Here is a 21274-nt window from a genome sequence, read left to right on the forward strand (position 1 = left end):
GGAGGTCTCCTCAGTCGAGCCGCAGGCGGCGGGCCGCAAAGGTGAACAGGGGTCGCCACAAGACCCGGTTGAAGGCGATGACATAGAGCGACATGATTGCGATGCCGAGCGTGATGCGCGGAAAATCCGCCGCCGTCGTGGCATCCGCGATATAGGCGCCAAGGCCCTCGGCGCGCAGGGTGGTGTTGCCCCAGCTCGCCACCTCGGCAACGATGCTGGCGTTCCATGACCCGCCGCTCGCGGTCAGCGCGCCGGTGACATAATAGGGAAACACGCCGGGCAGGATCACCTTGGTCCACCAGTGCCAGCCGCGGATATGGAACGCGGACGCCGCCTCGCGCATGTCGCTCGGGAACGCGCTGGCGCCGGCGATCACGTTGAACAGAATGTACCATTGGGTGCCGAGGATCATCAGCGGCGAGAGCCAGATGTTCGGATCGAGCCCGAGCGCCACGATGCCCACCACCGCGAACGGAAACACGATGTTGGCCGGGAACGCGGCCAGGAACTGCGCCAGCGGCTGCACCGCCGTCGCCACCTTCGGGTTGAGGCCGATCCACACGCCGACCGGCACCCAGATCAGCGAAGCCAGGAAGATCAGCACCGCCACCCGCACCAAAGTGAGGAAGCCGAGATAGAGCACATGCACCACCTCGCCGCCGGCCACCTCGGTCGCCACGAAGGCAACGATCACCCACAGGCTGTAGAGCGCGGCCGCGATCACGAGGCCCGCCCAGATGCGGTCCATGGTGCGGCTGCCCCAGGCCTTGTGGACCTCGCGCGGCACCCGCACCGGCGCGCGCAGCGGCATGCGGCCGAGGGCCCGGGCAAGGCTGCCGAGCGGCGACAGGACGATTCGGAAATAATGCGCGCGCTTGACGAGGTCGAGCACCCAGGAGCGCGGCGGCGGGCCGCCCGCCGATTGCTCGAAGCGGAATTTTTCCGCCCACGCCACCAGCGGGCGGAACAGCACCTGATCATACAGCAGGATGATCACCAGCATGGCCAGCACCGCATAGACCACGGCGGCGATGTTCCGGTCGGAGATGGCGGTCGCGACATAGGCGCCGATGCCCGGCAGGGTGATCGTGGTGTTGCCCACGGAGATCGCTTCCGAGGCCACCACGAAGAACCAGCCGCCCGACATGGACATCATGGTGTTCCACACCAGCCCCGGCATGGAGAACGGCACTTCCAGCCGCCAGAAGCGCTGCCAGCCGGTGAGGCCGAAGCCGTCGCACACCTCTTCCAGGTCGCGCGGCAGCGTCTTCATGGACTGGTAGAAGCTGAAGGTCATGTTCCAGGCCTGGCTGGTGAAGATAGCGAACACCGCCGCCAGCTCCACCCCCAGCACCTGGCCGGGGAACAGGCCCATGAAGAACACCACGGTGAAGGACAGGAAGCCCAGCACCGGCACCGACTGGAGAATGTCGAGGATGGGGATCAGCACCATCTCGGCGCGCCGGCTCTTCGCGGCGATGGCGCCATAGATGAAGGTGAACACCAGCGAGGCGACGATCGCCGCGAGCATGCGCAGCGTGGTGCGCAGGGCATATTCCGGCAGCATTGCCGGATCGAGGGAGATCGGCGTCTGCTGCAATTGCGCGATGGGGACCAGAGTCTCCTGCGTGCCATGGGTGAACAGCGCGAACAGCGCGAAGATGACCGCGAAGGCGAAGATGTCGAAAATGGAGAACCGGTGCTGCCGCACAGGGTTGGGATCGTTTCCGGCACCAGCTGGCTGAAAAAGCATGGCAGGCCCACCGCGCAGAGGAGGATGCAAGCGGTTCACGCCGAGGTGAACACCTGGGCAGTAGCGCGCGCGCATGACAAATGCACTACGCATTTGTCATGCGCCAGCCGGTTGCGCGGCACGGGCCGGAGAATGCGTGTCGGGCCGGTTTGGCCGGGCCGGCGGCAAAGCGCCACATCCTCGCTCAACTTATATGCGCCATCAATGGAGCCATGAGCCGCCCCAACGAACCGATCGTCGAAATCACCCCGGACGTGCTGCTGAAGGCCTATGCCTGCGGCATCTTTCCCATGGCCGAAAGCGCGGACGATCCCGGCCTCTACTGGATCGAGCCGGAGCGCCGCGGGGTGTTTCCCCTCGACGGGCTGAAAATCTCCTCGCGCCTCGCCCGCACCATCCGCTCCGACAAGTTCGAGATTCGCATCGACCACGATTTCCACGGCGTCATCGACGGCTGCGCCGCGCCCCAGGAGGGCCGCGCCAAGACCTGGATTAATGCCCGGATCCGGCGGCTGTATGGGGAATTGTTCATGCGCGGCCGCTGCCACACGGTGGAAGCCTGGCGCGACGGCCGGCTGGTGGGCGGGCTCTACGGGGTGCGGCTCGGCGGCGCGTTCTTCGGCGAGAGCATGTTCCACATCGAGCGCGACGCTTCCAAGGTGACGCTGGTGCATCTGGTGGCGCGGCTGAGGGCCGGCGGCTTTCGCCTGCTCGACACCCAGTTCGTGACCAGCCACCTGGAGAGCCTCGGCGCCATCGAGATCAGCCGGCGCCAATATCACCGGCAACTGGAACAGGCGCTGGAGGTGGAAGGAGACTTCTATTTCTGGCCGGCGGCCTTGCCGGTGGCCGGCGCGGTGGCCTTGCAGTCGGTCAGCCACACGTCATAGACGGGGTGCTCCACGCCGTGCAGGCCGGGGCTGGAGGCGAACATCCAGCCGGTGAAGATGCGCTTCGCCTCGCCCTTGAGGGTGATCTCGTTCACCTCGGTGAAGCTGGTGGTGTTCTGCGTCTCCGTGGGCGGGCGCGTGTAGCATACGCGCGGCGTCACCTGCAGGGCGCCGAACTGCACCGTCTCGCCGATGCCGACTTCGAACGAGGTGATGCGGCCGGTGATCTTGTCGAGCCCGGCATAGACCGCGGTGCGATTGGCGATCCGCTCCGGCGGCGGTTGAACCACCACGACGTCGCCGGAATCGCCAGCGGCGGAGGGCGTTCCCGCGGCCGGCGGCTGCGCCACGGAGGGGGCCGGCAACGGCCCTTGCGCCGGCTGTCCCTGCCCCGGCGGACGGGCCGAGCCGGGCGGCGGCAATTGCGGCGCCGAGGGCCGCTGGGCGGGCGGGGGATATCCCGGCGGGAGCGCGCCATTCGGCGCGGGAGCGGTTGAACTGCCGAAGCCGCTCGGCGGCGCCAGCGGCGCCGATTCGATGCCGGTGCGGCTCTGCGCCAGCGCCGGACCGGCGGCGCAAAGCCCCATCACGAGAGCGAGGCCGGCCTTCAGCCGCGATGACGGAGGGAACGGCCGACGCACGTCGAATTGGACTTTGACCATGAAAACGCAGACCCGAACATGCCGAGGACGAACCCCTTTCCGCGCGCGGCGCGGGCATCCGGCGGACGGCGTGCCGTCCAAGCCGTCCTCCCGGCGCACGCGGCACGGTGAAGCGCGCCCAATTCCCTGCTGGTTATCACCTGCAATGCGGCGCTGCGAGGGCGAATCGCGCCTGCCGGGCGGAAAGCGCGGGACCGGTGCCCGCGCCCGCTGGCTCGATCACTACCGGCCTCAGCGCACGACCGGCGCGCGCCAGCTCACTCGCCGGGCGCCCAGGCCTTGTAGTCGCCGGTGACTTCCGGCCGGTTGCGGCCGCCGGGAAACGCGCCCCTTGGCCGATAGGCGGCGGGCGAGCCGGTCAGGTTCGGCAGATGCGGCTTCTGCCACTCGCGCGGGGTATAGGCGACCTCGGTCGGCGGCGTGTCGGTGCGATGGTGAATCCAGCCGTACCAGCCGGTGGGAATAGTGGTGCTGTCGGCATAGCCGGGATAGATCACCCAGCGGCGCTCAAACCCCAGTTGCGGATCAATGGCGCCGCCCTTGGTGCGGAAATAACGGTTGCCCGCCTCATCCTGCCCCACGAACTCGCCGAAGCGACGGGTCCACACCATGGTGCCGACCGTCTGCTTATTCCACCAGGTGAACACATAGAGCAGGAACTCTTTCACGGCCCACGCCTCGCTGCTTGACGCCTCGCCCTTGATCGCGCGGACCATGCCACCGCGCTCCGGCGGTGTCCACCGCGCGGAAGCGCGTGCCGACGGTCAGGGCGAAAAAAGCGTCATGACATAAACAAAGAACAGCACCAGATGGACCAGGCCGGTGAGCGCATTGGTCTTGCCGGTGCCGAAGGACACGACGCTGAGGATCAGCGCCAGGAGCAATTGGGTACGGTCCTCGGGATCGAGCGAGAGGGTCACTTCCCGATTCACCAGGAACCCCACGGCCACCATCACCGGCATGGTCAGGCCGATGGTGGCGAGTGCCGAACCGAGGGCGGCGTTCAGCGCCCGCTGCAACCGGTTGCGGCGCGCCGCGCGCACGGCGGTGATCGTCTCCGGCAGCAGCAGGATGGCCACCACGATCGCGCCCACCACCGCGTCCGGATCGGGCAGGCCCTGGCGATCCATGAACCGCTCGGCGGCTTCCGCGACATGGTTGGACAGCAGCACCACGCCGCCGAGGCTGAGCAGCAGGAACAGCACCGCGCGCCAGAATTCGCTGGCGGTCGCCTCGCGCTCCTCGGTTTCGTCCCAGCCGAGGAAATGATCGCGGTGCCGCACCGTCTGCATGAACAGGAACGACCCGTAGAGCAGCACCACGCCGATCATGATCACCACGATATCGACCGTGCTCGGCGCGCCGGCCTGGCCGGACTTGGTGACGCTCGGCAGGATCAGCGCGAGAACCGAGATCGCCATGATCACCGAAAGAAAGCCGCTCAGCCCCTGCTGGCGCACTTCCTGCTCGCGATGGCGCAGCCCGCCCAGCAGCAGGCACAGCCCGATGACGCCGGTGAGCACGAACATCACCGTGGAGAGCACCGCCTCGCGCGGCAGCGTCGGGTTGTTCTCCCCGTTCAGCATCATCGACACCAGCACCGCCACCTCGATGAGGGTGACGGAGAAGGTCAGCACGAGCGTGCCGTAGGGCTGCGGCAGCCGGGCGGACACCGTGTCGGCATGGTGCACGGCGGCGAAGATGGTGCCCATCATCAGCAGCGACGCCGACCATTGGGCGACGTGGTCCAGCATGGGATAGAGCACCGGCCATGCCAGGGCCAATGCCAGAGCGAGCAACGGGAAGAGGAAGGGCAATTGCCGGCGGAGCATCGGGCCGGGCCGCTAAAGCGCGATGCTCAGTCCCTGCGCCTTGCGCTGGGCGAGCAGGCACAGATAGGTGGCGGCAAGGCTCGCCCCCGCGAGCGCCGTGATCTCGGCATGGTCATAGGGCGGGGAGACCTCCACCACGTCGAAGCCCTTCAGGTTCAGGCCGCCGAGCCCGCCCACTGTCATCAGCGCCTCGCGGCTGGAAAGGCCGCCGCACACGGGCGTGCCGGTTCCGGGCGCAAAGGCCGGGTCGAGGGCATCGATGTCGAAGGTGAGATAGACCGGCGCATCGCCCACCCGCTCGCGGATATGGCGGATGATGCCGCGCGGGCCGAGGTCCGCCGCGTCGAAGCCGTGCAGCACGTCGATGCCATAGGTCTGCGGGGCATGGGTGCGGATGCCGACCTGCACCGAGCGGTCCACCCGGATCAGCCCGTCCTTCACCGCGCGGGTGATCATGGTGCCGTGGTCGACGCGCGTGCCGTCATCATCCCACGTGTCCTGGTGGGCGTCGAACTGCACCAGGGCGATCGGCTCGCCGAGGTGCGCCACCAGCGCCTTGAGCACGGGATAGGTGAGGAAATGGTCCCCGCCCAGGGTCACGAGATGGGAGCCGCGCGCGAAATGCTGCGCCGCCTGCGCCTCGATGGCGGCGGGGATGGAATACGGCAGGCCGTAGTCGAACACGCAGTCGCCGGCATCCGCCACATCGAGGGTCGCGAAGGGATCGAAGCCGAAGGGATAGAAATCGTCGCCGTCGAGAATCGCGGACGCGGCGCGGATCGCCCGCGGCCCGAACCGGGTGCCCGGCCGGTTGGACACCGTGACATCGAGGGGAATGCCCCACACCACGGCCTCCGCTCCGCCGCCGTCCTTGGCGTATCGGCGGCGCAGGAACGAGGTGGCGCCGGAATAATTCGGCTCCATCGACTGGCCGTGGCGGAAGCTGCGATCCAGGGCCCGATCCACGGGGCGCGGGTGAAGGGGATCATCGCTCATGGAAGACCTCTCGGCGCTGGAACGGCTGCCGCGCCGCCGCGCGCGGCGTTGCGATCGTGCGGCGAAGTACACGCCCCTGTCGATAGCGCCCGCACGCGGCGGCAGGCAAGCCTTTCGCCCGCAAAACACCGTATGACGGCCCGCAAACGTCAGATCGCGTATTCGCCCACCTGGTGGGATGCCGGCGGGCGGCAATCCACCCCCGGCCCGCTGGCCGGAAACAGCCGGGCGCGATCGAACCGCACGGAAACCTTGCCGGCCTCGGGCACCTTGGCCGTGGGCGCGACGTCGGCCTCCACGTGCGCACCGCCCACCACCAGCTCCAGCCGGCGGATGGCGCCATGGCGCCGATAGGCCTTGACGATCCCCTCCGCCCCCGGCGTGCCGGCGAGCGCGACCGTGATGTCGTGCGGCCGCGCGAACAGCACCGCCGGACCGTCCGCCACGCGCTCCACGGCGGTGGCGATGATCTGCCCCTCGGCCCGCACCACGCCCTGCGCGACCTCGACCGGTATGCGGCTCGATTCCCCCATGAAGCCGAACACGTCCGGCGTGGACGGCCGGTCGTAGACATCGTCCGGGGTGCCGACCTGCTCGATGCGCCCCTTGCTCATCACCACCACGCGGTCGGCGAGTTCAAGGGCCTCCTCCTGGTCGTGGGTCACGAACAAGGTGGTGTGGCCGGTCTGCTCGTGCAGATGCCGCAGCCAGGCGCGCAATTCCTTGCGGACCAAGGCGTCGAGCGCGCCGAACGGCTCGTCCAGCAGCAACACCTTGGGTTCGATGGCGAGCGCGCGGGCCAGGGCCACCCGCTGGCGCTGGCCGCCGGACAATTGCGCCGGATAGCGCGCGCCATAGCCCGCAAGCTGCACCAGGGCGAGCAGGCTTTCCACCCGCTTCGCGATGTCGCCCTCGGGCGGACGCGTGGCGCGCGGGCGCGAGCGCAGCCCATAGGCGATGTTGTCGGCGACGTTCATATGGCGGAACAGGGCATAATGCTGGAACACGAAGCCGATGCCGCGATAGCGCACCGGGACGGTCGAGGCATCCGCCCCATCCAGGATCACGCGGCCGGAATCCAATTGCTCCAGCCCCGCGACCGCCCGCAGCAAGGTGGTCTTGCCCGAGCCGGAAGGACCGAGCAGCGCCACCAGCTCGCCCGGCTCCACGTCCAGGGAGATGCCCGCGAGCGCCTGCTGGGTCCCGAACGTCTTGACGGCATTTTCTACGGCAACGGCGACGGTCATACGCGATGCAGGCCCCGGTGAAGCGGATATGCCGGTTATGGCATGATCGCGCGGCACAGGAAACGCACGGCCCGCCGGAGGCGATCAGAGCCGCTTGAGCGGCCCGCTGAGGATCACCTCGCTGGCGCCCTGCCCCGGCGCGACGTCGACCGCTTCGAGTGTGATCTCCACCACGGCCGAGGGCTGCCCGGTCCAGGCCGTGAGATCCGGGGCGAGCGCGGTCGGGTCGCGAAAGGCGCACAGGAGATGGCGGGTCCCGTCCGGCGAGACCAGCCACAGGCGATAGGTCTGTCCTTCCGGCGGCGGCCCGGAGAGCCCCGACACGTCCAGGCGACGGGTCGCCGGATCGAGCGTGATGGTGACGCGGGGGCTGCTGCGCGGGGTCAGCACCGCCTCGTGCTGGGTCGGGGCGGGGGAGATCTGCGCGGCGGGCGCCGGGTGGGCGCCCTCTTTTTCGGGGCGTCCCCAATCCCGCAGCAACAGCCCGCCGAGGGCGAGGACGATGATCGCCATCAGCCCGCTCGCCACGCGCCAGGGATTGCGCGCGGCGGGCGGCGGCGCGGGGGTGGGCTCGGAGGGCGCGGGCTCTGAGGGGGTGCGCGCCGGCGGCACCGGCGCGGGTGCGGGGACCGATGGGGCGGCCGCGAGGGTGGGATCCTTCTCGAGTTCCCGGATTTCCGCTTCCGCCACCACCGGCGGAACCGGCAATGCCTCCTCCGCCACCGGTGCTTCCGTGGCGGGGGACGGTTGGGCGGGGGACGGTTGGGCCTCGGAGGGCGCTTCCTCGGACGGCGGTTCCGGGGATGGCGCCTCGTTGGACGTCGGAAGCGCGGACGGAGCAGCGCCGGGGCCGTGTTCCGGCGCGGCCTCCGCGACCGCTGGCGCGGCTGGCTCCGGCAATTCCGCCATCAGCTCTTGCAGCAGCCCTTCGGGCGGCGCCACGCCCACCGCGAGTTCGTGCAGCGGCCCGAGCCGGCGTTCCCAGAGCGTGACGAGCGCGGCGAATGCGCTGTCGCTGGCGATCCGCGCCCGCGCGGCGCTGCGTTCGGCGGCATCGAGCGTGCCGAGGACATATTCGGCGGCTTCGCGGCGATCTTCTTCGCGCGCACCCGTCATTGCAGGACCGCGTCGATCTCGCCGACGCTGCGTCGCAACCAGCTGTTGATGCCGTGGAGGGGCGCGTCGAAATAGATCGACAGCGCGTCGCGCGTCCAGCCGTCATAATAGGCCAGCAGCACCATGCGGCGGCGTTCCTCCGACAGCTGGCCGAGGCAGCCGAGCAGCTCGAGCAATTCGCGGCTGCGTGGTTCACCGGCGAGCGGATCGTCCGCCTCCTCCTCGGCGGCGAACGGCTCGAACACCGAGCCGTCGTCGCTCGCCTGCTCCCGGGCGAGATCGAGCGCAACGCGCCGGACGTGCGCGACCATCCAGCACAGGGGATCGCCGATGAGGTCGCGCAGGGCCTCGCCCTCGGGCCGGCCGGCGGGGGCATCGCCCGCCCGCGCGGCGGCATCGAGCAGGGGACGCAACGCCGCCGCCTCGTTCCAGATCGAAAGATAGGCCGCCTTCAGCGCGGCCGTGGCGCGATCCTTGTGGCGCAGGAGGCGCAGGGCAACGCCATAGAAGCGGGGGCTCGTGCGGGCATAAAGAATCTGGAAGGCGTCGCGCTTCCCTGAGGAAACCGCGATCAGAAGATCACCCAGCACATCCGAGTTCGCCACGACCGTCTTGATCCCGCACACGGGAACCGCCGGAGAGCGAGACTTAAACTCTCACTCCAAAAGACGGCAGCAAGGCCTTGCAGAAAAACGATTTTTTCTCTGCAAGCCCGCGAACGGCGGAAGCGCCGCACCCCAAGAAAATGAGGCTAAATCAAGACCTGCCAAAGGTGAAGCCCTTCCGCGCCTCCCGCAGGCAAGAAGCTGAAATAACGTCTCTTTTGATAACCGGCCGGCGGGACGGGGGCGCCAGCGCCATCCGCGCGGCCTCAGGCGCGGGCCGGCTCGCCCATGCGCCAGCCGATGCGCCGCTCCAGCGCTTCCGCCTCGCTGACGCGTTCGCGCTCGCTGGCCGCCTCTTCCATCTGGAGCTGGGCCTCGGCATCGGCGAGGGCGCCTTCCGCCTCCTCGCGCTGGGTGCGCAGGTCCTGGGCGGAGCGGGAGAGATTGTCGCGCCGCTGGCGGGCCGCGGCGGCGAGCGGCGAATAAGCGAAATGGCGCGGATCGGATATGCCCGACCGCTCCTCCTCGCCCGCGATGTCGCGATCGAGGTCGGCCGCCATGCGGTCGAACTCGGCGATCATGGTGTCGATCCGCACGATGCGCCGACGCGCATCCTCGATCTTGAACCGCTTGGCGCGGATCAGGGGTTCACGCGACTTCATGGAACGCCATACTCCGAAGGCACAAATGAACGCGGCGGCCGGTTTCCGGGCGCTTCCAGAGCCACAATGACGCCGACCCGTTGCCCTTTCCTTACCGCTGCGCGGCTTTGGCGAGGAAAATCGCTTAACCTCACCGCTCGGAAACCAATCGTTTACCGACTTCGTTAATGATGCCTCCACGGTTCGGATGAGGGTGCTTCGAAAAGGCCCCTCGGCCGACGCTCCCGAGGCTCGGGAGATGGTGTGGAGATACAGGCCGAGTTGGCCGAAACAACTTTAGCCGCGTGCGGAGAGTCAGTCTTCGCATTCATGCACAAAGTTTTTTCGAAGGACTCTTGTCCAGTTGAATCGGTATCGGGTATCGATTCATCACACGTATCGCGAATCACACTGTCGGCTGAGCACACCAAGGGCGGCACGCCGCTTTTCGGGTTGTTGCGAGGAAGGGGATTGCCATGCGCGTCTTGCTCATCGAGGACGACAGTGCGACGGCCCAAAGCATCGAGCTGATGCTGAAGTCCGAGAGCTTTAATGTCTACACGACGGATCTCGGTGAAGAAGGCATCGACCTGGGTAAGGTCTATGAATACGACATCATCCTGCTCGACATAAACCTTCCGGATATGTCGGGCTTCGAGGTGCTGCGCAACCTTCGCGTCGCCAAGGTGAAAACCCCCATCCTCATCCTCTCCGGCCTCGCCGGGACCGAGGACAAGGTGAAGGGCTTCGGCTTCGGCGCCGACGATTATCTCACCAAGCCGTTCCACAAGGACGAGATGGTGGCGCGCATCCACGCCATCGTGCGCCGCTCCAAGGGCCATGCCCAGTCGGTGATCCAGACCGGCGACCTGATCGTCAACCTCGACACCAAGACGGTGGAAGTGGAAGGCGCCCGGGTCCATCTGACCGGCAAGGAATACCAGATGCTGGAGCTGCTCTCGCTCCGCAAGGGCACCACCCTCACCAAGGAGATGTTCCTGAACCATCTCTACGGCGGCATGGACGAGCCCGAGCTGAAGATCATCGACGTGTTCATCTGCAAGCTGCGCAAGAAGCTCGCGAACGCCTCGTCCGGGAAAAACTACATCGAGACCGTCTGGGGCCGCGGCTATGTCCTGCGCGAACCCCTGACGGGCGCCGACCGCATCGCGGTCTGACGCACGCCGGATCCAGCGGTCCGACAAAAAGGCCTCGCCGGCGGCGAGGCCTTTTTCATGGGCGCGCCGCGGGACTGTACCGTCGGCCTCACCGCCCCTTATCGGCGAGCCATTTGCGCATCTCGGCAATTTCCCGCTCCTGGGCCGCGATGATGCCTTCGGCGAGCGTGCGGATCTGCGGATCGGTGCCGTAGCTCAGCTCCACCTTCGCCATGTCGATGGCGCCCTGGTGGTGAGCGATCATGCCCCGCACGAAATCGACATCCGCATCACCGGTATAGGCGATCGCCATGTCGGCGTGCATCCTGGCGTTCGCAGCCTGGAGCGCGGCGGTGGCCGGGGACGCGGCGGCAGCCGCCGGAGCGGCCACGCCCGGCATCGCCATGGGCATGGAATGGTCGTGGCCGGCGGGCCCCGGCATGGACTGGGCCAATGCGGCGCCGGCCAGCCCCAGCAGTCCCATCGCGAGGGCGGCCGCGCACAGTCGTGCGGATCGATGTGTCATGGTCCTGTTTCCTTCCGGCGCCGACGCGCTCCGCGACAAGGAGCGCGGCGGCGGCGGCAAAAATAGGACCTACGGGCCGGCCGCGCGTCGGGACACGACACAGGCGCGCCGGGCCCCTGACCGGCGCAATCGCCGCGATGCGGATGGGCCCGTCGCAGACCTAGGCCGGAGGCGTCACTTCCCGTCGGCCACCGCACGCATCTTGCGCATCAGGGCTTCAAGTTCGGGGTCATGTTCGGCCGGCAGCACCACATTGGCGCTCACCAGCAGGTCGCCATGGCCGCCGGAGGCCTTGGGAAGCCCCTTGCCGCGCAAGCGGAAGGTGCGCCCGCCCGACGTCCAGGCCGGAATGTTCAGGTCCACCGCCCCGGTGAGCGTCGGCACGCGCACCTTGGCGCCCAGCACGGCGTCGGGCAGCGGAACGTCCGCCTCGTAGCGCAGGTCGAAATCCTCGCGCTTGAACTTGTCGTGCGGGGCATAGCTGATGGTGACGAAGGCATCCCCCGGCGGACCGCCGAGCGGGCTCGCTTCCCCCTGCCCCTTCAGGCGCATGCGGTGGCCTTCCAGCGTACCGGCGGCGATCTTCACCTCCACCTGCTTGCCGCTGGGCAATTGCACGCGCTTGCCGGCGCCATGGGTCGCCTCCTCGAAGCTCACCGGCAAGGTCAGCTCGATATCGGCGCCCGGCTCCGGCATGCCGCCGCGCGCACCGCGCCGCTGGCGACCGAAGCCGAAGATATCGCCCAGGTCCTCGCCCAGGTCGGGACCGCGCCGGGCATTGCGCCGCACCCCTTCGGGACCGAAGGAAAAACTCTCGAAAATGGTATCGCCGTCGAAGCCGGAAAAGCCGCCCGGACCGGAGCGGCCGCGCCCGCCGCCGAAGCCGGAGAAATCCGGGGCGCGTGGCTTGCCCTCCGCATCGATCTCGCCCCGGTCGAACTGGCCGCGCTTTTCCGCGTCGGCCAGAATCTCGTGGGCCGTGTTCAGCTCGGCAAAGCGGTCCTGCGCCTTCGGATCGCCCTGATTGGCATCCGGATGCAGTTTCTTCGCCAGCCGCCGATAGGCGCGCTTGATCTCCGCTTCGTCGGCGTTCTTGGCAACGCCGAGGACGTCGTATGGATCACGCATGCAAATTCACCTCAGGGTCGGCGCTTTCCGGCCGACCTCGCCCTTCATGTGGGAACAAGGTGCCCTATTTCAACAGCGGGGCTCAAGCCCGTCCAAGGACTCGCACCTGCGACAGGGTGGTTCCCTTGCCATCGCGGCAGGCTTCGCCCTGCACCCAATGTTCGCCACCGCTGTCGACGACCCCGATGCGGAAATCGCGGCAACCGTTGTCCTTCAACGCGCCCAGCGGCGTGGAGGTCCCGCGCGCGCCGGTAATTGTGTTCTGCCAGGGCATGCTTGCGCCGGCGTCGCGCGATTTCAGCGCCTGGTCGAGGGCGACCTTCGCCTGCACCCAATCGGTTGAGGCAATGCCTTGCGGTGCGTCCCCGGTGGGCATGGACAGCGCCACCGGCTGCGCCTTCAAGGAGCCCGTCACCAGCTGGTCGTCCTCCGACAGGCCCGGCAGCGAACCGCAGCCGGCGAGCGCCAGCACGGCGCCCACAAGCGCCCCTGCGACCAATGGCCGAACGGCTGTGCGGCGCCGGCCGATCGCCCTATATAAGGCGGTCTTCGCGCCGCCTCGGTCCGCCGTTTCACGATAACGCCACACGGGAAAGGCTCCCAGCCATGTCCGATTCGCCTATGGAAGCCGCAAACCCCTTAACAGGCGGTGATTTCACGCAGAGTACCGAGCCTTTTCGCCTGTTTGCCGCATGGCTCGACGAAGCCGGCCGCACCGAGCCGAACGATCCGAACGCCATGACCCTCGCCACCGTGGACGAGGACGGCCTTCCGGACGCCCGCATGGTGCTGCTGAAGGGGCTCGATGGGCGGGGGTTCGTGTTCTACACCAACACGACCAGCGCCAAGGGCCAGGAACTGGCCGGCACTCCCAAAGCGGCGCTCGTGTTCCACTGGAAGTCGCTGCGCCGGCAGGTGCGGGTGCGCGGCCCGGTGGAGCAGGTGACCGACACCGAGGCGGATGTCTATTTCGCCACCCGCCCGCGCCTGTCCCAGATCGGCGCCTGGGCGAGCCAGCAGTCGCAGCCCCTGGAGGGGCGGTTCGCCTTCGAGGCGGCGGTGGCCGCGACGACGGCGAAATACGCCCTCGGCTCCGTGCCGCGCCCGCCCCACTGGACCGGCTTCCGCGTCGTGCCCGTGGCCATCGAATTCTGGCACGATCGCCCGTTCCGCCTGCACGACCGCATTGTGTTCCGCCGTCCGGACCCGGCCGGAGACTGGACCCGCACGCGCCTCTATCCCTGAGGTGCGGCGCGGAACGCCTGGGCGCCGCGCTTGACCCCGCGTCGTGCCCGTGCTGCCTGCGGCGAGCAGGCGCCGGGCGCGCCGCACGGCTTTACGTTTCGAGGAATCCATGTCCGCCAGCAACCTATCGCCACGCATCATGCTGCTGACCGGCGCCTCGCGCGGCATCGGCCACGCGACGGTGAAGCGCTTTTCCAGCGCCGGCTGGCGGGTCATCACCTGCTCGCGCCACGCCTTTCCCGAGCAATGCCCCTGGGCGGCCGGGCCGGAGGACCACATCCAGGTGGACCTCTCGGACCCGGAAAACACCGAAGCCGCCATCGCCGAGATCAAGAACCGGCTGCCGGCCGGGGAACTGCACGCCCTGGTCAACAATGCCGGGATCTCGCCCAAGGGCCAGGGCGGCGCGCGCCTCGGCTCGCTCGACACCACGCGCGAGACCTGGGCCCATGTGTTCCAGGTGAATTTCTTCGCGCCGATCATGCTGGCGCGCGGGCTGGTGGAACAGCTGGAGGCGGCGCGCGGCTCGGTGGTGAATGTCACCTCCATCGCCGGCGTGCGCGTGCACCCGTTCGCGGGCGCGGCCTATTCCACGTCCAAGGCGGCGCTGGCGGCGCTCACGCGCGAAATGGCGGTGGATTTCGGCCGACGCGGCATCCGCGTCAACGCCATCGCGCCGGGCGAGATCGATACCGCCATCCTCTCCCCCGGCACCGACAAGATCGTGGCGCAGATCCCCTTGCAGCGGCTCGGCACGCCGGACGAGGTGGCGAAGATCATCTATGTCCTGTGCACCGAAACCTCGTCCTATCTCAACGGGGCCGAGATCCACATCGACGGCGGACAGAACGTCTAGAGCCTGAAATGCTCCAACTCCATTATCGCTTTTTCTTTACGCGAAGCGGTGTCCGCTTCACGCGAAATGGCCTGGCCGCGCGGGCTACAGCCAGCGGCGCCATTTGAAGAAGACGTAGGGCATGATCGCCGAGATCACCATCGCGGTCAGCGCGAGGGGATAGCCATAGGTCTCGGCAAGTTCCGGCATATGCTGGAAATTCATGCCGTAGATCGAGGCGATCAGGGTCGGCGGCATCAGCACCACCGAGAGCACGGCGAAAATCTTGATGATGTTGTTCTGCTCGAGGCCCACCATGCCGATGGTGCCGTCCAGCAGGAATTGCAGCTTGTTGCCGAGAAAGTTCGCATAGTCCGAGAGGCCCGCGACGTCGCGCGTCATGCTCTTGATCTGGCTCTTGGTGTCCGGGCCGAGGGGCTTGGCGTCGCCTTCCGTGCCGATGAAGGCGAGCACGCGCGAGAGCGAGGCGAGGCTTTCCCGGGCATAAGAGAGCAGGCCTTCCTTGCGGCCGATATGGGTGAGGATCGCCCGATAGCGCTGGGTGCGGTTGCCGCCGTCGGTGTCGCGCTCGAACACGCGCTTCGACAGGCGCTCGATGTCGGTTCCGGCGCGTTCCAGCACCTCGGACACGCGGTCGACGATGGTGTCGAGGAGTTCCATCAGGATCTGCCCGCCGGTGGTCTGCGTGCACAGCTTGTTGAGCCGGGTCGCCAGCACGGTGAAGGGCTTGGGACTGGCGTAGCGCACCGACACCAGCTTTCCCTTGACCAGGATGAAGGTGACCGGCTCAACCGACGGCGCCTCGGTATCGGCGCCGCACAGGATCGACAGCGTCATATAAGCGGCGCCGCCTTCAACATAGAGCCGGCTGGACGGCTCGATCTGGCGCATCTCTTCCCGGGTGGGGATTTCGACCCCCACCGCGCGCTCGATCTGCTCGTCCTCGTGTTCCGCAGGAGACACGAGATCCAGCCACAGCGCATCCGTCGGCACTTCCCCGTCGGGCGCAACGGTCTGCGCCTTGAGCGCACCGTCAACCAGGCAATAAGCCAGCAGCATGTGTCACCGTTTACGCTCGCGGACGCGGCACATGGGCATCCGCTTCACGCGATACATGCGCGGCCCGACATCGGCTGGCAAGCGACTCGCCCGGCGAGCACCGCGAACCGAACGTCGCGACTCAGGCTGCGAGGTGGTCGATGTCGCGCAGGGTGACGATCTTGTTGGGCTCTCCGGCGCTCTTCGGCGTCGCGGCCTTGGTCTCGCTGGCGAGACGGGCGGCGGCGGCAGCGGCAGCAACGGCCGTGATCCCGATCTCGCGCCACTGGCCCGCATGGGCGCCGTAACGGTTTGTTTCGGTCTCCGCGCGGGGGGCTGCGCCCTGCCCAGGCTGATTGCTAGACATCGTACTCTCTCCTAACGAAGGCATCTGCCTAAAACAGAAGCCCTTGGGTGTGAAGACCTCTGACAGATGGTGTGCAACTGCGTCGAAACTGTGCAGCAGCTGCGACATTGCAAAGGTCTTAGTGGGAGAGCATTGCGCAAGGCTTTCAACAGGGTCTTAACGGGTGACGAAAGGTGAGCCACTGAGACATTTTTGCCACGCTTTTCCGCGCTGCGGCGTGGCGAGTTCGTGGCCTCTTCAAGGCGTGGCGGGGTTCGGGTAATCCAGTTTTACGAAACGAATCTGTTCACCCTATTTTGGTAAGAGGCGGTCATGGCGAAGCGGGCGGTCGCGGCTGTTCTGCTTGGACTTCTATTAGGTGGCTGCATGGCGTCTACGCCTCAGCCCGCTCCGGAATCGTCGCTCAAGCCGCGGGACAAGCAATTGCTCGCGCAGGCGCCTTATCCGAAGGTGAAGCCCGAGGGGATGTTTGCACGACAGATTGTCGAGTACACCGGCAAGGAGAAGCCGGGGACGATCGTCATCGATACCGACAAGAAGCTGCTCTATTTCGTCGAGGGCAATGGCCAGGCCATTCGCTACGGCGTGACGGTGGGCGAGGAGAGCCTGGCTTTCCGTGGCGACGCCAAGGTCGGCCGCAAGGCCGAATGGCCGAGCTGGACCCCGACCCCGGAAATCCACCAGCGCATTGCCGGCCTGCCGGCCTATGTGGGTCCCGGCCCGCATAACCCGATGGGCGCCCGGGCGCTGTATCTCTACCAGGGCCAGAAGGACACGCTGTTCCGCATCCACGGCACCAACCAGCCGGAACTGCTGGGCCAGGCCATCTCCTCGGGCTGCATTCGCATGCTCAACGAGGACGTGATCGACCTCTACAATCGCGTACCGGTCGGCGCGGAAGTCGTGGTTCTCTGAACCTGACTCCATCGAAGGGTTGAGAAAGCCGCTGCGCCGATGCGCGGCGGCTTTTTCGTTTTACACGGCCCTTTCCGGGGGGACCCTGGACATCGGCTGGCGATCCGCACGCCCCGCGCCGGCCGCCCTCGCATCGGCGGCGCGTGCGGCCGATGGGAGATGGCGTCGGCCGCAGGTCGGGAAGCCGCGCCGGTGGCCACGCGATGCGAGGAGAGCGATCCGGATCGCGGGAAGACCCGGCCTGCCGCACGCCGGCCGCTTCACCCGGGTGAACGATCCGTCGAACCACAGGCGCCCGCGCGAAGGGGGTCGTGGAAGATCCGCCGGATGCGCGACCCCGGCCCGCCTCACCCGCCGGGCAGCTTTCCGCCATCGCCGGCCGCCTTCGGGCCGGGCTTGATCTGCGGGCGCTTCAGGGGAAGCGGCACCGGCTCCGGGATCATCGTCGCGCCGGCTTCCGCCGCCTCCTGCGGTTCCGCCGCAGCCGCCTCCGCTTCATCCTGGGCGCCCGGCTTGGCACCGGCGGCAGGAGGGTGCGCGGCTTCCGTGCCGGTGGAATGCGCGGCGATCAGCGCCGGGGCCGGCGCCTTGATGATCCAGCGGCACAGCTTGATGTCGAGCCGGCGCTTGGCAATGTCCACGTGGATATGGTCCTCGTGATACCCGTCCGATCCCGGGCCGAGCACGGTCGAGAAGCGCGTACAGGCGTCCGCCTTGATCCGCTCCTGGAGGGCGATGGGCAGCCCGCCGTTCTTCACCTCCATCACTCGCTTGTCGACGGTCTCGAAGCCGCCGAAATCGATCGCATTGCCCTGCCCGTGCTCGCTCATCTTGGCGCCCTTGATGCGGTTGCGGGGGCGGCAGTCGTAGGAGGCGGCGACCTTGAAGGTCTCCATCCGTGTGCCCAGCGCCGCCACCGCGGGGCCGAGATCGTCGCGCACCCATTGCGTCACCGCCGCCGCCATTTCGCATTGGAGGATCGCGGCGGGCGACAGGGTCACGAGATTGCCGTCCACCAGCCGCACTGCCGTGACCTGGACCGGCGCCGGCAGCGCGCAGCCGGGCTTGACCGCGACCGGCGGCGCCGGGGTCGCCACCAAGGCCTGCTGCGCCACCAGCGCGGCGCATAAGGCAGGCAGGGTTCCGGGCGCGACCACTTCCACCGGCACGCCGGCGGGCGGCGGCGCGCCGGGTGCGGCCGACCCGCTCGGCGGCGGCGGCGATACCAGGGCCGGGGCCGGCTTGTCCGCGGCGGCCGGCTCGGCATCCTCCTCGCCCGGAAGCGGCTCGCGCGGCCGGGGGACGGGCACATTGGCGAGGCGCGGCAGGGGACCGGGCGCGACCTCCGCTGCGGCGGGCGCCGGATCGGGCGGCGGCGGGGGGGCGAACGCGGGCGCCGGCGCGAAAGCGGCGAAGGCCGGAAAGGCGAAGGCCGGCGGCGCGGCCTGTTCCTGAACCGGCTGCGATTCGGCCTCCGCCGCCTCCTCGGCCTCGATCTCGGCATCGAGCGTATCGGGACGAGGCGCCGGCAGGGGCACCTTGGCCAGCGGAAGGCGCGGCTTTGCCGTAGGCAGAGAGGCGGGCGGGCGCGGCGCGGGGGTGGTGGCCGCCTGCGTGGCCCCCGCCATCAGCGCCGGCGCGACGCTCGCGAACAGAAGACAGACCCACAGGCGTTTCGCACGCGCCTTCGGATCATGACCCCGCGCGGGGCGATGGGGCACGGCGGTCCACCGCACGGGTGGCGACCAGGTGAGCGGGGATCGCAGTCTCATCGGCGCGATCATAGGCAGATGACGTCATGATGTGAACGCCTATCCACACCAGGCGCGCCTCGCCAAGGTGAAGCTCGCGGTGCGCCTTGTGTTTCCGGTCTCCGGCTTCCACAACACATGGAACTGTTCGCGCCGCATCGGGCGCTATCCCAATTTTATCCTTGCGGGGAGGTCCCATGCGCGACCTGAAGGCGGTTTTATTCGACAAGGACGGCACGTTGGTGGATTTCGACCGGACCTGGGGTCCGTCGGCCGGCTATGTCATGCGCACGCTCGCGGCGGGGAACGCCGCGGCCCTGGCGCGGCTGGAGGCGGTCAGCGAATATCTGCCCGACGAGGAACGCTTCCTGCCCTCCTCGCCCCTCGTCGCCGGCTCCTCGGCCCATTACGGGCCGCTCTGGGCGCAGACCCTGTCGCGGCCGGCGGACGCGGAATTCCTGCATCTCATCGATCGCCTGTTCCGGGAAGCCGGCCTCATCCATCTCACGCCCATCGGTGCGCCGGCCCAGGTGCTTCACCGCCTGCACCAGGGCGGCCTCAAGCTCGCCATCGTCACCAATGACGCCGAATCCAATGCCCGCACCCAGGCCGAGGCGCTGGGCCTCCTGCCATACCTGGAGGCCGTGCATGGCTATGATTCCGGCTTCGGCTCCAAGCCCGATCCCGGCATGGTGAGCGCGTTCGCGAAAAGCCTCGCGCTCGAGCCCCATGCCATGGCGGTGGTGGGCGATACCGAGCACGATTTTACCGCCGCGCGCAGTGCCGGCGCCCGCTTCATCCTGGTCCGCACGGGCCCGGCGCCGGTGGAGCATCTTTACGACGCGGCGGACCTGGTGGTGGATTCCATCGCCGATTTGCCGGCCCGCCTTCTGGCGGAGTGAGAGCCGGCGCTGGAAACGCCCGTAAAAAGCGGGCATAGATCGGCCTGAAGCGGCGCCGGCCGGCGCCGGCCTCTCCTGGGACACCGACGCGACCGCAATGATCAAGCGCCAGCTCTATGTGGAGGAGCGATCTTCCGCCCTCGCATCCTGGAGCCTGCGGCTCGCGCTGTTCGCCATTCCGGTCGTCGCGCTGGCCTCGGGCCTTTATCGCGCCAACCTGCTCGACTTCGAACCGGCCATGGCCACAGTAGGCGCCGGCCTCGGGCTTGCCGCGGTGGGCGCGCTGGTGGCGGTTGCGGCGTGCATTTCCATCTGGGAGAGCGGCTGGCGGGGCCTGGGCAAGGCCATCGGCGCGCTGGCGATCGCGCTGTTCGTGCTGGCGGGGCCGGCCGCCGTGCTGGCGCGCGGCGTGATGCTGCCGCCGCTCACCGATCTTTCCACCGACATGGAAGACCCGCCCTATTTCCGCGCCATGGGTTTCGCGCGGCCGCGGGCCGCCAATCCGGCCGTCTATCCGGGCGAGGATGTGGCGGCGATGCAGCGCTCCGCCTATCCCGGCATCAAGCCCATCGACCTCGACGCGACGCCGGAGGAAGCCTTCAACACCATGCTCGCCCTGGTGCAGAAGCGGCGCTGGCGGGTGCTCGACGCGGTGCCGCCGCGCGGCGGCCTGCGCGACGGGCAGATCGAGGCCGTGGCCATGACCCCGCTGCTCGGCCTGCGCAACGATGTGGTGATCCGCGTGCGGCCGACCGCGAAGGGCGCCCGCATCGATATCCGGTCCATGTCCCGGTTCGGCGTGCATGATCTCGGCGAGAATTCCTGGCGCATCTCCAGCCTGCTCGCCGATATTTCCGCCGAGCGCCGCAAGAAGCGGCAATAGGCTGCCCCCCTTCAGGGGCGCTTCATCGGCGTCTGCGCGAACGCCGGTTCACACCGCGACCGGGTGCGTGAGGTCCTCCCCCTCGTTGCGCACCGCGTTCACCCGGGTGGAAACCGCCCACATCTCCATCGCGGCCGCCGGATAGGGCTTCATCAGATCGACGGGCGCGGGATCTGTCAGCCAGCGTGGGATGTCCGCCGGATCGAGAATCACCGGCATGCGGTCGTGCAGGGGCGCGAGCAGCTCGTTCGCGGCGCAGGTGAGGATGGTGAAGGTGCGCACCCACGCCCCCGACGCCGGATCTTTCCAGCCTTCCCACAGCCCGGCCAGCGCCAGGGGCGCGCGGCTGCGCAACGCGATCAGAAAAGGCTGGCGACCGGCGGCCGTGCGCTGCCATTCGTAGAAGCCGTCGACGGGGATGACGCACCGGCGGGGCTTTCGCCAGGCGGCACGAAAGCTGGGCTTTTCCGCCACGGTCTCGCTGCGGGCGTTGATGAGCGCGGCGGCGCCCGTCATGTCCTTGGCGAAGGAGGGCACCAGCCCCCAGCGCAGCAGGCCGATCTCCGGGCGCGCCGTCTCCGGATTGTAGCGGATGACCAGCAGATCCTGGGTCGGCGCGGCGTTGTAGCGCGCCGGCGCATTGGGCAGGGGGAGGTCTTTCGACTCGAGCCCGAACCGCTCCATGTAATGGACCGGGCCCTGTCCCTGGATGAAACGTCCGCACATGGCCGCAGAGTGCCCCATTGTGCCCGGCGGGAGAAGGC

23 protein-coding genes are annotated in these 21274 nt (G+C 68.2%); 7 read left to right on the plus strand and 16 right to left on the minus strand.

The window, feature by feature from the left end:
• Nucleotides 1-10 precede the first annotated feature (10 nt).
• The gene (locus V5F84_RS15440) at nt 11-1753 is read right to left on the minus strand and encodes an ABC transporter permease (RefSeq protein WP_394043863.1); all 1743 of its coding nucleotides are present in this window, start codon (nt 1751-1753) and stop codon (nt 11-13) included.
• A gap of 212 nt (nt 1754-1965) precedes the next feature.
• Here V5F84_RS15440 and aat point away from each other — a divergent pair, with 212 nt between their 5' ends.
• The gene (aat, locus tag V5F84_RS15445; RefSeq protein WP_394043864.1) at nt 1966-2643 is read left to right on the plus strand and encodes a leucyl/phenylalanyl-tRNA--protein transferase; all 678 of its coding nucleotides are present in this window, start codon (nt 1966-1968) and stop codon (nt 2641-2643) included.
• Here the strand turns inward: aat and V5F84_RS15450 are convergent.
• From V5F84_RS15450 to V5F84_RS15485, 8 genes are all read right to left on the minus strand, one after another.
• Entirely contained in the window at nt 2574-3305 is a 732-nt protein-coding gene (locus V5F84_RS15450) for a DUF2155 domain-containing protein (RefSeq protein ID WP_394043865.1), read from the minus strand. The two genes, aat and V5F84_RS15450, sit on opposite strands and share 70 nt — an antisense overlap.
• A 257-nt stretch (nt 3306-3562) precedes the next feature.
• Nucleotides 3563-3973, minus strand: coding sequence for an NADH:ubiquinone oxidoreductase subunit NDUFA12 (locus V5F84_RS15455; protein ID WP_394043888.1), 411 nt, complete (start codon nt 3971-3973; stop codon nt 3563-3565).
• A gap of 96 nt (nt 3974-4069) precedes the next feature.
• Nucleotides 4070-5137, minus strand: coding sequence for a calcium:cation antiporter (locus V5F84_RS15460; RefSeq protein WP_394043866.1), 1068 nt, complete (start codon nt 5135-5137; stop codon nt 4070-4072).
• 12 nt (nt 5138-5149) lie between these two features.
• Nucleotides 5150-6133 (minus strand): agmatinase, encoded by a 984-nt coding sequence (speB, locus tag V5F84_RS15465; protein ID WP_394043867.1) that lies wholly within the window; start codon nt 6131-6133, stop codon nt 5150-5152.
• A 149-nt stretch (nt 6134-6282) separates the two neighbouring features.
• A complete protein-coding gene (locus tag V5F84_RS15470; protein WP_394043868.1) occupies nt 6283-7380 on the minus strand; it encodes a sulfate/molybdate ABC transporter ATP-binding protein in 1098 nt (365 codons plus the stop codon).
• A gap of 84 nt (nt 7381-7464) precedes the next feature.
• The gene (locus V5F84_RS15475) at nt 7465-8496 is read right to left on the minus strand and encodes a hypothetical protein (protein WP_394043869.1); all 1032 of its coding nucleotides are present in this window, start codon (nt 8494-8496) and stop codon (nt 7465-7467) included.
• The gene (locus V5F84_RS15480) at nt 8493-9101 is read right to left on the minus strand and encodes a sigma factor-like helix-turn-helix DNA-binding protein (RefSeq protein WP_394043870.1); all 609 of its coding nucleotides are present in this window, start codon (nt 9099-9101) and stop codon (nt 8493-8495) included. Before V5F84_RS15480 ends, V5F84_RS15475 begins: the two co-directional genes overlap by 4 nt.
• A gap of 266 nt (nt 9102-9367) precedes the next feature.
• A complete protein-coding gene (locus V5F84_RS15485) occupies nt 9368-9763 on the minus strand; it encodes a flagellar export protein FliJ (protein WP_394043871.1) in 396 nt (131 codons plus the stop codon).
• A 455-nt stretch (nt 9764-10218) separates the two neighbouring features.
• Here V5F84_RS15485 and ctrA point away from each other — a divergent pair, with 455 nt between their 5' ends.
• Nucleotides 10219-10920, plus strand: coding sequence for a response regulator transcription factor CtrA (gene ctrA, locus V5F84_RS15490; RefSeq protein WP_394043872.1), 702 nt, complete (start codon nt 10219-10221; stop codon nt 10918-10920).
• Nucleotides 10921-11008: 88 nt separating this feature from the next.
• On the opposite strand, the gene copM is transcribed toward ctrA, so the two are convergent.
• From copM to V5F84_RS15505, 3 genes are all read right to left on the minus strand, one after another.
• A complete protein-coding gene (copM, locus tag V5F84_RS15495; protein ID WP_394043873.1) occupies nt 11009-11425 on the minus strand; it encodes a CopM family metallochaperone in 417 nt (138 codons plus the stop codon).
• A 174-nt stretch (nt 11426-11599) separates the two neighbouring features.
• The gene (locus tag V5F84_RS15500) at nt 11600-12553 is read right to left on the minus strand and encodes a DnaJ C-terminal domain-containing protein (protein ID WP_394043874.1); all 954 of its coding nucleotides are present in this window, start codon (nt 12551-12553) and stop codon (nt 11600-11602) included.
• An 82-nt stretch (nt 12554-12635) separates the two neighbouring features.
• On the minus strand, nt 12636-13034 hold the full coding sequence (locus tag V5F84_RS15505) for an RT0821/Lpp0805 family surface protein (protein WP_394043875.1): 399 nt from the start codon (nt 13032-13034) through the stop codon (nt 12636-12638).
• A gap of 125 nt (nt 13035-13159) precedes the next feature.
• On the opposite strand from V5F84_RS15505, the gene pdxH reads away from it, so the two are divergent.
• Together pdxH and V5F84_RS15515 are read left to right on the plus strand one after the other, a co-directional pair.
• Nucleotides 13160-13798: a pyridoxamine 5'-phosphate oxidase gene (gene pdxH / locus V5F84_RS15510; protein ID WP_394043876.1), complete on the plus strand. Its 639-nt coding sequence runs from the start codon at nt 13160-13162 to the stop codon at nt 13796-13798.
• A gap of 109 nt (nt 13799-13907) precedes the next feature.
• Nucleotides 13908-14654: an SDR family NAD(P)-dependent oxidoreductase gene (locus V5F84_RS15515; protein WP_394043877.1), complete on the plus strand. Its 747-nt coding sequence runs from the start codon at nt 13908-13910 to the stop codon at nt 14652-14654.
• Between the two features lie 84 nt (nt 14655-14738).
• On the opposite strand, the gene V5F84_RS15520 is transcribed toward V5F84_RS15515, so the two are convergent.
• Nucleotides 14739-15713 carry a magnesium transporter CorA family protein gene (locus tag V5F84_RS15520; RefSeq protein ID WP_394043878.1) on the minus strand — a complete coding sequence of 325 codons (975 nt, stop codon included), beginning with the start codon at nt 15711-15713 and terminating at the stop codon, nt 14739-14741.
• Between the two features lie 121 nt (nt 15714-15834).
• Entirely contained in the window at nt 15835-16059 is a 225-nt protein-coding gene (locus V5F84_RS15525; protein ID WP_394043879.1) for a hypothetical protein, read from the minus strand.
• Nucleotides 16060-16371: 312 nt separating this feature from the next.
• On the opposite strand from V5F84_RS15525, the gene V5F84_RS15530 reads away from it, so the two are divergent.
• The gene (locus V5F84_RS15530) at nt 16372-16974 is read left to right on the plus strand and encodes a L,D-transpeptidase (RefSeq protein WP_348844824.1); all 603 of its coding nucleotides are present in this window, start codon (nt 16372-16374) and stop codon (nt 16972-16974) included.
• A 347-nt stretch (nt 16975-17321) separates the two neighbouring features.
• Here the strand turns inward: V5F84_RS15530 and V5F84_RS15535 are convergent, their stop codons facing one another.
• Nucleotides 17322-18746, minus strand: coding sequence for an extensin family protein (locus V5F84_RS15535; RefSeq protein WP_394043880.1), 1425 nt, complete (start codon nt 18744-18746; stop codon nt 17322-17324).
• Nucleotides 18747-18922: 176 nt separating this feature from the next.
• On the opposite strand from V5F84_RS15535, the gene V5F84_RS15540 reads away from it, so the two are divergent.
• Both V5F84_RS15540 and V5F84_RS15545 read left to right on the plus strand, forming a co-directional pair.
• Nucleotides 18923-19627, plus strand: a complete 705-nt coding sequence (locus tag V5F84_RS15540) for an HAD family hydrolase (RefSeq protein WP_394043881.1) — start codon at nt 18923-18925, stop codon at nt 19625-19627.
• Between the two features lie 97 nt (nt 19628-19724).
• The gene (locus V5F84_RS15545) at nt 19725-20510 is read left to right on the plus strand and encodes a DUF1499 domain-containing protein (RefSeq protein ID WP_394043882.1); all 786 of its coding nucleotides are present in this window, start codon (nt 19725-19727) and stop codon (nt 20508-20510) included.
• 48 nt (nt 20511-20558) lie between these two features.
• On the opposite strand, the gene V5F84_RS15550 is transcribed toward V5F84_RS15545, so the two are convergent.
• Nucleotides 20559-21236, minus strand: a complete 678-nt coding sequence (locus V5F84_RS15550; protein ID WP_509277118.1) for an SOS response-associated peptidase family protein — start codon at nt 21234-21236, stop codon at nt 20559-20561.
• Nucleotides 21237-21274: the final 38 nt, after the last annotated feature.

The sequence above is a fragment of the Roseixanthobacter liquoris genome (assembly GCF_043195135.2).
Taxonomy (GTDB): Bacteria; Pseudomonadota; Alphaproteobacteria; order Rhizobiales; family Xanthobacteraceae; genus NCEH01.

What these genes read in the sequence shown, in the direction of transcription:
- V5F84_RS15440 (WP_394043863.1), bottom strand. Translation starts at nt 1,753, where the DNA reads ATGCTTTTTCAGCCAGCTGGTGCCGGAAACGATCCCAACCCTGTGCGG.
- aat (WP_394043864.1), top strand. Translation starts at nt 1,966, where the DNA reads ATGAGCCGCCCCAACGAACCGATCGTCGAAATCACCCCGGACGTGCTG.
- V5F84_RS15450 (WP_394043865.1), bottom strand. Translation starts at nt 3,305, where the DNA reads ATGGTCAAAGTCCAATTCGACGTGCGTCGGCCGTTCCCTCCGTCATCG.
- V5F84_RS15460 (WP_394043866.1), bottom strand. Translation starts at nt 5,137, where the DNA reads ATGCTCCGCCGGCAATTGCCCTTCCTCTTCCCGTTGCTCGCTCTGGCA.
- speB (WP_394043867.1), bottom strand. Translation starts at nt 6,133, where the DNA reads ATGAGCGATGATCCCCTTCACCCGCGCCCCGTGGATCGGGCCCTGGAT.
- V5F84_RS15470 (WP_394043868.1), bottom strand. Translation starts at nt 7,380, where the DNA reads ATGACCGTCGCCGTTGCCGTAGAAAATGCCGTCAAGACGTTCGGGACC.
- V5F84_RS15475 (WP_394043869.1), bottom strand. Translation starts at nt 8,496, where the DNA reads ATGACGGGTGCGCGCGAAGAAGATCGCCGCGAAGCCGCCGAATATGTC.
- V5F84_RS15485 (WP_394043871.1), bottom strand. Translation starts at nt 9,763, where the DNA reads ATGAAGTCGCGTGAACCCCTGATCCGCGCCAAGCGGTTCAAGATCGAG.
- ctrA (WP_394043872.1), top strand. Translation starts at nt 10,219, where the DNA reads ATGCGCGTCTTGCTCATCGAGGACGACAGTGCGACGGCCCAAAGCATC.
- copM (WP_394043873.1), bottom strand. Translation starts at nt 11,425, where the DNA reads ATGACACATCGATCCGCACGACTGTGCGCGGCCGCCCTCGCGATGGGA.
- V5F84_RS15500 (WP_394043874.1), bottom strand. Translation starts at nt 12,553, where the DNA reads ATGCGTGATCCATACGACGTCCTCGGCGTTGCCAAGAACGCCGACGAA.
- pdxH (WP_394043876.1), top strand. Translation starts at nt 13,160, where the DNA reads ATGTCCGATTCGCCTATGGAAGCCGCAAACCCCTTAACAGGCGGTGAT.
- V5F84_RS15515 (WP_394043877.1), top strand. Translation starts at nt 13,908, where the DNA reads ATGTCCGCCAGCAACCTATCGCCACGCATCATGCTGCTGACCGGCGCC.
- V5F84_RS15520 (WP_394043878.1), bottom strand. Translation starts at nt 15,713, where the DNA reads ATGCTGCTGGCTTATTGCCTGGTTGACGGTGCGCTCAAGGCGCAGACC.
- V5F84_RS15525 (WP_394043879.1), bottom strand. Translation starts at nt 16,059, where the DNA reads ATGTCTAGCAATCAGCCTGGGCAGGGCGCAGCCCCCCGCGCGGAGACC.
- V5F84_RS15530 (WP_348844824.1), top strand. Translation starts at nt 16,372, where the DNA reads ATGGCGAAGCGGGCGGTCGCGGCTGTTCTGCTTGGACTTCTATTAGGT.
- V5F84_RS15535 (WP_394043880.1), bottom strand. Translation starts at nt 18,746, where the DNA reads ATGAGACTGCGATCCCCGCTCACCTGGTCGCCACCCGTGCGGTGGACC.
- V5F84_RS15540 (WP_394043881.1), top strand. Translation starts at nt 18,923, where the DNA reads ATGCGCGACCTGAAGGCGGTTTTATTCGACAAGGACGGCACGTTGGTG.
- V5F84_RS15545 (WP_394043882.1), top strand. Translation starts at nt 19,725, where the DNA reads ATGATCAAGCGCCAGCTCTATGTGGAGGAGCGATCTTCCGCCCTCGCA.
- V5F84_RS15550 (WP_509277118.1), bottom strand. Translation starts at nt 21,236, where the DNA reads ATGTGCGGACGTTTCATCCAGGGACAGGGCCCGGTCCATTACATGGAG.